This is a genomic window from Mucilaginibacter sp. (genome assembly GCF_039207105.1).
Lineage (GTDB): Bacteria > Bacteroidota > Bacteroidia > Sphingobacteriales > Sphingobacteriaceae > Mucilaginibacter.
Window position 1 is genome coordinate 1 of the sequence record NZ_JBCECK010000160.1, and the last position, 10,705, is coordinate 10,705.

10 protein-coding genes are annotated in these 10,705 nt (G+C 41.3%); 3 read left to right on the top strand and 7 right to left on the bottom strand.

The genetic code is table 11. From position 1 onward, the window contains the following. Positions 1–94: 94 nt before the first annotated feature. Positions 95–589: a GNAT family N-acetyltransferase gene (locus AAGC65_RS21795; protein WP_343114580.1), complete on the top strand. Its 495-nt coding sequence runs from the start codon at positions 95–97 to the stop codon at positions 587–589. On the opposite strand, the gene pnuC is transcribed toward AAGC65_RS21795, so the two are convergent. The 3 genes from pnuC to AAGC65_RS21810 form a co-directional block, all read right to left on the bottom strand. Beyond that, complete coding sequence (pnuC, locus tag AAGC65_RS21800; protein WP_343114581.1) at positions 590–1,198, bottom strand: nicotinamide riboside transporter PnuC; 609 nt, start codon at positions 1,196–1,198, stop codon at positions 590–592. It lies immediately after the preceding gene. 76 nt (positions 1,199–1,274) lie between these two features. Further along, positions 1,275–3,332, bottom strand: coding sequence for a M13 family metallopeptidase (locus AAGC65_RS21805; protein ID WP_343114582.1), 2,058 nt, complete (start codon positions 3,330–3,332; stop codon positions 1,275–1,277). A gap of 85 nt (positions 3,333–3,417) precedes the next feature. Continuing rightward, on the bottom strand, positions 3,418–3,660 hold the full coding sequence (locus tag AAGC65_RS21810; RefSeq protein WP_343114583.1) for a helix-turn-helix transcriptional regulator: 243 nt from the start codon (positions 3,658–3,660) through the stop codon (positions 3,418–3,420). A 399-nt stretch (positions 3,661–4,059) separates the two neighbouring features. Here AAGC65_RS21810 and AAGC65_RS21815 point away from each other — a divergent pair, with 399 nt between their 5' ends. Together AAGC65_RS21815 and AAGC65_RS21820 are read left to right on the top strand one after the other, a co-directional pair. Then, the gene (locus tag AAGC65_RS21815; protein WP_343114584.1) at positions 4,060–5,199 is read left to right on the top strand and encodes an acyl-CoA dehydrogenase; all 1,140 of its coding nucleotides are present in this window, start codon (positions 4,060–4,062) and stop codon (positions 5,197–5,199) included. 58 nt (positions 5,200–5,257) lie between these two features. After that, positions 5,258–6,502: a TlpA disulfide reductase family protein gene (locus AAGC65_RS21820; protein ID WP_343114585.1), complete on the top strand. Its 1,245-nt coding sequence runs from the start codon at positions 5,258–5,260 to the stop codon at positions 6,500–6,502. Between the two features lie 140 nt (positions 6,503–6,642). On the opposite strand, the gene AAGC65_RS21825 is transcribed toward AAGC65_RS21820, so the two are convergent. From AAGC65_RS21825 to AAGC65_RS21840, 4 genes are all read right to left on the bottom strand, one after another. After that, positions 6,643–7,365 (bottom strand): ABC transporter ATP-binding protein, encoded by a 723-nt coding sequence (locus tag AAGC65_RS21825; protein ID WP_343114586.1) that lies wholly within the window; start codon positions 7,363–7,365, stop codon positions 6,643–6,645. Between the two features lies 1 nt (position 7,366). Next, positions 7,367–8,839: a DUF5687 family protein gene (locus AAGC65_RS21830; protein WP_343114587.1), complete on the bottom strand. Its 1,473-nt coding sequence runs from the start codon at positions 8,837–8,839 to the stop codon at positions 7,367–7,369. Between the two features lie 93 nt (positions 8,840–8,932). Continuing rightward, entirely contained in the window at positions 8,933–10,213 is a 1,281-nt protein-coding gene (locus tag AAGC65_RS21835; RefSeq protein ID WP_343114589.1) for a replication-associated recombination protein A, read from the bottom strand. Between the two features lie 93 nt (positions 10,214–10,306). Then, the gene (locus AAGC65_RS21840) at positions 10,307–10,609 is read right to left on the bottom strand and encodes a type II toxin-antitoxin system RelE/ParE family toxin (RefSeq protein ID WP_343114588.1); all 303 of its coding nucleotides are present in this window, start codon (positions 10,607–10,609) and stop codon (positions 10,307–10,309) included. Positions 10,610–10,705 lie beyond the last annotated feature (96 nt).

Genomic DNA, 10,705 nt, shown 5'->3' on the forward strand with positions numbered 1-10,705 from the left:
GTGGGTATCGGTACAGGATATGCAAAAAGCGGTTGAAACCATATTGCACCTGTGCATGATATGGGAAGAAAGAAGCTAAGCCAGTTTAGATAATATGTATACTATAAGAACAGCAACGGTAAACGACGTTGAAACTATAAGAGAAATAGCCGATAAAACCTGGTGGGTAACCTATGGCCCCATATTGGAGGCTGAGCAGATATCATTTATGCTGAATGAGATTTATTCGGCAAATAAATTACATAACCAGATTGAAAATAACCAGCAATCCTATTTGCTTTTGTTGGAAGATGGCCGGCCTGTGGCCTTTGCTGGTTACTCTCCGCATGAAGAAAATGCTGATATCTACAAACTACATAAACTATACTGCCTGCCTGAAACACAGGGTAAAGGCTACGGAAAAGTACTGATAAACGAGGTTGCTCAAAAAACCATAGAAGCGGGTAAGCATGTGTTGGAGCTTAATGTAAACCGCTACAACAATGCCAAATCATTTTACGAAAAAATGGGTTTTGCGGTAGCTTATGAAGAGGACATAGCCATTGGCCCGTACTGGATGAATGATTATGTGATGAGGAAAGAGTTATAATCAGGCGTTAACTATTTGTTTACGGTATTCTTTACGCCAGTCCAGATAACCCAACAGGGCTATAGCTACATATATGGCGTACATGACAGCGGTTAAGTGCAAATCTTTAAAGACGTATACACCTACATAAATAATATCAACAAATATCCAGATAAGCCAGTTTTGCAAAACTTTGCGGGCCAGCAGATATTGGGCTACCAGGCTGCATGCAGTGCAAAAGCTATCCAGATAAGGGAATGATGCTGTGGTATATTGGAGCACCGAACCCAATATAAAGGTGAATAATATTATAGCGACTATAGCTACAACAACCTCCTGCTTTTTAATAAGGATAACCGGAGCTTTAAGTTCGGATGCTGGCTTGTGGCTCCAATGGTACCAGCCATAAATATTCATGGCCATAAAATAAAACTGCAGGCCCATATCGGCATACAGGTGTGCTTCAAAAAAAATGAAAATATAAATGGCCACGCTGATGATGGCAAAGGGCCAGTTCCAGATGTTATTTACCGCCGCTAGGTAAACACAAAGCAGACCGGTGATAACAGCAATGATCTCCGGCCAGGTTTGATGGCCCCACCATTCCTGAAGGAAATGAATGATTTGCATTGTTTAAATATACAACACTTGCCAGGCTTTTAAAACCACGCAAGTGTTGCATATAAAATCAGAAGTTTGTCTGAACTTACCAGATCTTCACCCGTTTATCCGGATCGAGCCACATTTTGTCGCCTTTTTTAATGTGGAAAGCTTCATAAAATTCGGGCACATCAGTAAATGGTCCGTTTACCCGCATAAAGCCGGGAGCATGCGGGTTGGTGAGTATCTGACTTGATAGTGATTCCTGACGATCCTGACCCAGCCAGCCCAGGGCGTAACCCAGAAAATAACGTTGTAAAGGTGTTAAGCCATTAATGAGTTTTCCTTCTTTGTACTGGCCTGTTTTCTTGAACGCATCTAATCCAATAACAATACCGCCCAAATCGGCAATGTTTTCGCCTTGGGTGGCCTTACCATTTACATGCAGCCCATAAATGCTATAGCCACTAAACTGGTTAATAAGCATTTGGGCACGCTGGGTAAACTTAACTGAGTCTTCGGGCTGCCACCATGTTTTTAAATTGCCTTTGGCATCAAACTGTCGGCCCTCATCATCAAAACCGTGTGTCATTTCATGGCCAATTGTTGATGCGGCGGCGTAGCCATATATCACAGCGTCATCAATATCTTCATCTTTAGCACCAGGAATCATGAATATGCCTGCCGGCAACACGATCTCGTTATTGGATGGATTGTAGTAGGCATTGTAGGTTTGCGGTGTCATACTCCATTCGGTGCGGTCAACCGGTTTGCCCAGTTTAGCCGCATAGTATTTATGCCACCAGTTGTTGGCACGCATTACATTTAAAGCATAAGAATCACGGTTAATTTCAAGGGTCGAAAAATCTTTCCATTTATCAGGGTAGCCAACCTTAGGCATTACCTTGCTGAGTTTATAATAAGCTTTTTCTTTAGTAGCCGGGCTCATCCAGTCAAGCTTTTCAATATGCTCTTTAAAGGTAGCGCGCATGGTTTCTACCAGGTTTACATAACGGGTTTTGGTTTTTTCAGGGAAATACTCTTTTACAAATATTTGCCCCAATACTTCACCCATTAAGTCATTTTCGGCATTCAGCACCCGTTTCCAGCGGGGGAGTTGTTCTTTGCTGCCCTCAAGTACCATGTCGTAAAAACGAAAGTTTTCCTGATCAAAAGGTTTGCTCAGATAGGGGCTAAACGCCGATACCAGGTTTTTAAGTAAATAGTTTTTCCAATCGGTAATGCTATATGTTGTTAATGCTTTACTAAAGGCGCGGTAATATTCAGGCTGGCCCACAATAACGGTATCCACATTTTTGTAATCCATTTTTTCAAATGCCGATGTCCAGTTCACATTAGGAACCAGCTTGCTTAAGTTGGCCAACGGCATTTTATGATAGTTTTTATATGGGTCGCGCAAATCCTCCAGCTTACGGCTGCTATCGGCCAGAAACTTTTCCAGTTCATATACCCGATTTGCCACGGCAGTTGCCGCATCAGGCTGCAAACCTGCAAGCTTGAAAACAGCAGGCAGGTGTTTTTGCTGATAATCATTGCGCACGGTTAAACTATGCGCGTCTGTATTAAAATAATAATCACGGTCTGGCAGCCCTATGCCCGATTGATCAAGCTGTAATACTACTTTTTCGCTGTTCTTGCTGTCCTGTCCTGGCCTGGTCCCGAAGGGTGTTAAAACGCCAATGGTTTTAAAGTGCGCAAAGGCATCTATTAAGCCGTTGATGTCTTTTATCTGATCAATTTTGGCAAGCTCATCTTTAAGGGGCGTTATGTCTTGCTTTTCAATAGCAAGGGTATCCATGCCGCTATAATAAAAATCACCTATTTTTTGAGTGTTGCTGCCTTTGGGTGCATGGGCGGTTAAGGCATCTTCATTTATTTTTTTCATTCGGTTGCGCAACTCTTCAACCACTACATTGCCAATTCCCCAGGAGGAATAAGCGGGAGGGATGGGATTTTTTTTAAGCCAGGTGCCATTAGCATATTTAAAAAAATCATCTCCCGGTTTTATGGTCGTATCCATGTTTTTAAACACGGGATCTTTATCCGCATAGGTTGCGTTATTGTTTTGTTCTTTACAGCTGGCGCATAGTAAAAAGCATACAGCACTAATAACTAATATGGACGAAGGTGTTTTTATAGACATAAAAAATTTAAGTGTATGTTAAAAAATACAACGCATGTATGGAATAATAGAATTTGAAATGCCGATTTATTAAAAAAAATACTTTTTAATAAATGCCTTGAAAAAAACCGGCCATAGAAACATCAAAATAATAACAAACTTTTCTTAATGTGTCTAACCGGATATCTATTTTACCCGACTCTAACCGGGCAATATTGATGTTTGTTTCGCTGTAAAATTTTTCCTGGGTTACCTGGTTTTGCCTTCGCAGATTCTTGATCTGGAGGGCTACTTTTTTCTTAAAAGCATCATCCGAGTTGCTAAGGTATTCAAAATCAGTTAGTAACATAATTGGTTGCGGCTTGTAAATAATTTAGTTTAAAAAACTGCTTAAAAATAAGCAGTAATAAGTAATTAAAGTTCAGTAAAATATAGATAATAAATACATGTTAGAACAAATATTAAAAGATGTTTTTTTATTGAAATATTAAAAATTATGGCAACATAATTGTTTACTTCAATTCGCCCTGCAAGATATCTGTGAAGAAAAAATTAAATCACCTACCTGTGAAAAACTTTTTTTTGAATTCTCAGACGCCCAAGTTGAGATTTTTTGTTCTTTGTTTTGGGTTTAATCAATAGTTTAAATTAATTAGGGGAAAGGGAGCTTTGAAAAAGGCTCTCTTTTTTTGTTTAAAAACTTTACTATGCATGCATAGTAATTTGTATATTTATTTTTTTAAGTATTATGCATTTCGAATTTACAGAAGAACAGCTAATGATACGCCAGGCGGCGCGTGATTTTGCACAAACAGAACTGAAACCCGGAGTAATTGAGCGCGACGAGCATCAGAAATTTCCGGCCGAGCAAATAAAAAAATTGGGCGAGCTTGGCTTTTTGGGCATGATGGTTTCGCCTCAATATGGCGGTAGTGGTATGGATGCTATATCCTATGTGCTGGTGATGGAAGAACTTTCCAAAATTGACGCGTCGGCATCGGTGGTTGTTTCTGTAAATAACTCGCTGGTTTGCTATGGCCTTGAAAAATATGGTACCGAAGAGCAAAAACAAAAGTACCTGGTTCCGTTGGCCAAAGGCGAAAAGATAGGGGCATTTTGCCTTTCTGAACCGGAAGCCGGTTCAGATGCTACATCACAGCGTACAACTGCTATTGATATGGGCGACTATTACCTGCTTAATGGTACCAAAAACTGGATCACCAATGGTAATTCGGCCTCTACCTATCTGGTAATGGCACAAACTGATGCCTCTAAAAAACATCATGGCATCAACGCGCTTGTAGTTGAAAAAGGGATGGAGGGTTTTACCGTAGGCCCCAAGGAAAATAAAATGGGCATACGCGGCTCTGATACGCATTCGCTGATGTTTACCGATGTTAAGGTGCCTAAAGAGAACCGCATAGGCGAAGAAGGCTTCGGGTTTAAATTTGCCATGAGCACTTTAGAGGGTGGCCGCATAGGTATAGCCGCGCAGGCCCTGGGTATTGCCTCCGGAGCTTATGAATTGGCTGCAAAATATGCTAAAGAACGTAAAGCCTTTGGCAAAACCATTGCCGATTTGCAAGCCATTCAATTTAAACTGGCCGATATGGCAACTGAAATTGAAGCAGCCCGGCTATTATGCCTCAAGGCAGCCTGGTTAAAAGATCATGGTAAGTCATATGCCCAGGCAGGTTCAATGGCCAAGCTTTTTGCATCGGAAGTGGCCATGCGAACTACTGTTGAAGCTGTGCAGATACATGGCGGTTATGGCTTTGTTAAAGAATATCATGTGGAACGCCTGATGCGTGATGCCAAGATCACCCAGATTTATGAGGGGACTTCTGAGATTCAGCGGATCGTGATTTCGAGAGAAATTTTGAAATAGCTGCTTAATTTTTATACTTTTGATAAAGTATATCGATTTAGTAGACTATTCATTCGTAATGAAATTTAAATTTGTCATCAGCTCCGTTTTATTCGCTTTAACCATAACAAGCGTATTTGCCCAAACCCAATTAAAAACAGGGGTTTGGCGTGGTGCGCTCAAAACACCATCAGGTACCGAGATCCCTTTTAATTTTGATGTAAAGGATATGACTGGCGGTAAACAGGAACTGTACGTTATTAACAGTACCGAAAGGCTCAGGGTAAATGATGTTACAACCCGGGGCGATTCTGTTTTTATACACATGCCCCTGTTTGATTCGGAGTTTAAACTAAAGCTTGAGGGCGAAAATTTGAACGGGCAGTGGGTACGCCACTTAGGCGAGCGCGATGTGGCTGTTGAGTTTTCAGCGCAACCTAATACTTCATGGCGGTTTGTAAAAGCTCCCGAAAAACCTGCTTACAATGTTGACGGGCGCTGGTCGGCCGTCATCGGTAAAGGCGAAAGAGCCGATACTACCGTTGGCGAATTTAAACAGAACGGCAACAAACTTACTGGTACATTTTTAACCACCACCGGCGATTACCGCTTTCTGGAAGGTTCGGTATCAGGCGATAAATTATACCTTTCATGCTTTGATGGCGGCCATGCTTATACCTTTACCGCGACTATAAAAGATGCCCAAACCTTAACCGATGGAAAGTTTTACGCAGGCGCGTCTGTGCAGGAATGGTCGGCAGTAAAAGATGCCAATGCCAAACTGCCCGATGCTTATTCCCTGACCGCGCTTAAACCGGGCTATAAAAAAATAGATTTTTCATTTAAGGATATTAATGGCAAACAGGTTTCATTGCAGGATGCCCGTTATAAGAATAAAGTAGTTATTGTACAGATATTAGGTTCATGGTGCCCTAACTGTATGGACGAAACCGCTTACATGGTTAACTACTATAAAAAGTTTCGATCTAAAGGGGTAGAAGTTATTGGTTTGGCCTATGAGCGTACCAACGACTTTGAAAAATCAAAAAAGGCACTGTTACAAGTGAAAAACAGGTTTAATGTTACTTATCCGCTATTGGTAACTGGTTATACCAGTAATAAGGCGGAAACCGCTAAAAGTCTGCCTATGCTTACTAAGGTGGTGGGTTTTCCTACAACTATTATTATTGATAAAAATGGTGATGTGCGCAAAATACACACCGGCTTCAACGGCCCTGGTACTGGTGAGCACTATACCGAATTTATCAGCGAATTTGAAAAGCTGACTGCCGATTTGCTGGCTGAGAGCACAACAGCACGGTGAGCCCCCCGGCCCCCTAAAGGGGGAGTTTTGGATTACTATTGTAGCATAAAGCCCAGCTTCTTTGAAGCTGGGCTTTATGCTTTTATAAAATCATTTGCACATCTGAAATTTGCATATCTGCACATCAAAAAACTCCCCCTTTAGGGGGCCGGGGGGCTCACGCTTTGCCCTACTCCAAAATATTCTTCCAGTTCACTTAAGGTAGATGAGCCGGTGGCAATGTCTTTAATGATTATGCCTTTCTCCATCAGCAAAATGCGGTCACATACATCAGTAATGTGGTTAAGATCATGGCTGGATACTATAGTAGTGATGCCTTTATTTTTGTTGGCATCCTTCAGCATGTTTTTTAACCTGAACTGTGTACTGGGGTCAATATTGGCAAAAGGTTCATCAAGCATCAGCAACTGCGGATTTTGCAACAGGCATGATGCCACACCAACTTTGCATTGGTTTCCCTTAGACAAATCACGGATATATTTGCCGCGGTTTAAGATCTCGCCGTTAAAAAAATCACTCAGTTGAACCAGTGTTTCATCAACCTGAGCTTTGCTTTGTTGGTGCAGACCCCCGATAAAGTACAAATATTCTTCAGGGCTAAGGTATTCTATCAAAAAGCCTTCATCAAGGTACGATGCCGTGTACTTTTTCCAATTCTCATGGCCGGCTACTGGCTCTCCGTTTGACAATATTTCACCGCTTTCGGGGCGTATCAGGTCAAGTATCATCCTGAATAACGTGGTTTTACCCGCGCCATTATTACCTACCAGGCCAATGCTTTCGCCCTTATTGATCTCCAAATGCGGTACATCTACAACAGTCACGTCGTTATAAACCTTTTTAAGATTCTTTATTGCTATCATATCATTTATTTCTGAAGCCCTCGGCTATCTGGTATCGTTTAGTATGGTAATCTGCTTCAAGCTGCTTTGCCCAAAAGTTTCTGGTTAATATAAATAGCACCGCGATAATGGCCATCAGCGCTAACCCTACATTGGGCTGTTTAAAAAGTGAAAAAGGTGTATATATAGCGTATGGAATTAAAATAAGCGGAAAGGTTAACAGCAATTGGGTTGCACCGATACCCTCCCAGTTAAATGATGCTCCTTTTGACAGGTCAACACGCTTAAAATTACGGTTAGCGAAAAACAGTACGATGGTAGTATTTACACCAATGTTCCATAAATACATTACAAAGTGTACCCACAGTACCTGCCATCCAAAATAAACATACGGGATAGTCAATATAAAAGCTACTGTTGATACCAGTGTGAACAACAGGTATTTGGCTTTAATGAAATCAGTGAAGTTGATATTGCTGACCAGCAGCCCGTCAAAATGTGAAGCCTGCCAGCCAAACATAAACTGACCGTAGTTAACAATAAAGGCCCCGCTCATGTACATGCCGGCAAAAATATACCAGCTTTTACTTAGCGTGGGATTAGTATAAAATATCAATCCGTAAAACATAAAAAACAGACCCATGATCAAAGAGGAGCGGGAACGTTTATTACGTAAAACAAGTTTAATTTCATTAGCTGCCAAATTACCGGCAAGGCCAAAGCGCCACAGGAACGGGATATCGGTACTGCTTTTATTGTTTTTTACTTTATGAGCGGTAAGTTTTTCGAGATAAAAATTCTGTTTTAGATACAGATAATTTAAATAATATATAGCAGCCGCAAGTATCAGGGGCAGTACAATTAATATAGGCTTTATTAACAACCGGCCGAAAAAGGCATAAGAAATATCGCTAACGGAAAATAGATGCCACCTGAAATCGCAGGTAATAATTATTATTAAAATGCCCATTACCATTAAAAGTATCCAGCCATTCATATTTGACTTTCTTTTAATATAAAGCGCCAGGTAATTGTTAAAAACGGTAAGCCCGGCAATGGCAACAATGAATGCTAATACTGCCACAATGCCGAAAGTGGAGATAACCTTAAAAATGAATGGCAAAAACAACACAAAAGGCCAAACGTTAAACATGGATAAAACCGAACTCAGCGCCAGATAACGAGCCAATAAATTTCTGCTGATTGGTAAATGCAAGTATGGTTGTACACGAAGAGTGGGCAATTCCTGTAACTGTAAGCGCAGCAGCAGATCAAACAGGTAATACATGAAGATTACCCCGCAAAACATGTTTATTGGATCAGCATCTGGAAATTTGGCAGATAATATTAGGTCTAAAAAAAGGCCAAGCGCAAGTACATATAAAAATAAAATGAGCAAAAAGATACTCATGATCACCTTAATGGCAATGCTTTTACCTGTGTTTCTTGACCGCCAGAACGCTTTTAACTCATGCCTGAAAAGGGTAGATATCATAATGATACTAATTACACAAAATTTTTCGAATTACACGAATTGCGCAATGTAAGTTAATTTAATTGGTGATTTGTCTTATTTCTTGCCTCTTATCTAATACTTATATCTGTCGCCCCATAATTTTCTTAATTTTTCTTTGGCTTCGTTTTCACGGGCGTTGTTGCCGGGTTGGTAGATTTGGGCGCCTTTGATGGCATCTGGTAAAAAGTCAAGCTCAGTAAAATTACCTTCGTAGCTGTGGGCATATTTATAGTCCTTGCCGTAGCCTATATTTTTCATAAATTTGGTTGGCGCATTACGCAAATGCAGCGGAACGGGCAGGTCGCCGGTTTGGCGTACCAGGGCAATAGCCGCCCCAATTGCCGTTGTTGCCGAATTACTTTTGGCCGATGTAGCCAGATAAATAGCTGTTTGGGATAATATGAGCTGCGATTCGGGCATGCCAATTTTATTTACGGCTTCAAAACAGCTTTGCGCTAATAAAAGTGCGTTGGGGTTGGCATTGCCAATATCTTCAGATGCCAGGATGAGCATACGCCGGGCTATAAACAATGGGTCTTCGCCACCTACGATCATGCGGGCCAGCCAATATACCGCCCCGTTAGGATCAGAACCCCGCATAGATTTGATGAATGCCGAAATGATATCATAATGCTGTTCGCCGGTTTTATCATACAGGGCCATGTTTTGCTGTACATGTTCCAGCACCACTTCATCAGTTAAAACTATTTCGGGCGAATCAAAGGCATTGATGAGTAGCTCAAATATATTGAGCAGTTTACGCGCGTCGCCGCCCGAAAGGCGTAGTAAGGCCTCATGATCTTTGATGGTGATCTTTTTATCCTGCAGTACTATGTCCTCTTTCATGGCCTTATCCAGCAGATTTAACAGGTCTTCTTCGGCCAGCGGCTGTAAAATATATACCTGGCAGCGTGATAGCAATGCCGAGATCACCTCGAACGAGGGGTTTTCTGTAGTGGCGCCTATCAGTGTAACGATACCCCGCTCCACAGCACCCAGTAGGGAGTCTTGCTGCGATTTGGAAAAACGGTGTATCTCATCAATAAATAATATCGGAAGGGTCTCGCCTTGTTCTTTTAATAATGATGCTTTTTCAATTACCTCCCGCACATCTTTTACACCGGAGTTAATAGCGCTCAATGCAAAGAACGGACGATATAAGGATTGCGATATAATATAAGCCAAAGTGGTTTTACCCACCCCCGGAGGCCCCCAGAACAACATGGACGGCAGCACGCCCGATTCAATAGCCTTGCGCAACACCGCGCCCGGGCCAACCAGGTGTTTCTGCCCCACATAATCATCAAGCGATTTCGGACGCATTCGTTCGGCTAATGGAGGCAGATTATTTATGTTCATAAAGGTAAAATTCAGAAAACTAAATGCTAAATCCTAAAAAAGTTAGTAATTTGCTTTGGTAGGTTATAATATTAACAGGAAATGCATTTAATATTTCTGGCGCCTGGAATTTTGCCTGTTGTCAATAAATGCGATTAGCTCAATTTTTTTACTTCGGGGTTTTATCCTATATACTAAAGAAACCTGTTTAACAATTACCCCTATGTGAGTGTGTTTTAGACGGATAGATTTGCGAAACATTAGCGGTTGTGTTTTTAATGTTTCTAAATATTCATTTACACGCGTTGTAAACTTAAATATTTCTTTTTCACTCCAATGCTCCTCTAAATATGTTATCCTTTTGCTGAATGTTTCAACAGCCTTTGGAGTCCATACTATTTCAGGCCCCATTTACCAAATAGTTTAACTACATCTGCATGAGCGACAGTCTCACCTCGGTCAGCCTGAGCCAAACCCTCTAAAACGTCTTTTTGCTGCACATCATTT